Below are 336 nucleotides of genomic sequence, written 5' to 3' on the forward strand. Positions count from 1 at the left end.
CTACTAGCCTATGGACTTGCCGAGTATGTACACAGTTATGGCTTTATCGCTGTATTTGTGGCTGCATTTGCGTTTCGTCGCTCAGAGTGTGAGCATACCTATCATCAAAAACTGCATGATTTCGCTGAGCAATCAGAAGGCTTATTGATGTCATTAGTGCTGGTTATCTTCGGCATGTTCCTCGGTCAAGGGTTGCAAGCAGGTGTCGAGCTGACATGGCGCGTCTATATCGTCAGCTTTACCTTCCTACTACTTATACGTCCGATTGGTGGATTTATTGCCTTATCAGGATTGAACTTACCTCATACTGAAAAATACGCAATATCGGCTTTGGGT

General features: G+C 44.6%; 1 protein-coding gene. It reads left to right on the plus strand.

From position 1 onward, the window contains the following. Positions 1-336, plus strand: a 336-nt coding sequence (locus SB772_RS39610) for a cation:proton antiporter (protein WP_410838468.1), incomplete at both ends; no start/stop codon positions are given.

The organism is Paraburkholderia sp. SIMBA_030, assembly GCF_046535245.1.
Taxonomy (GTDB): domain Bacteria; phylum Pseudomonadota; class Gammaproteobacteria; order Burkholderiales; family Burkholderiaceae; genus Paraburkholderia.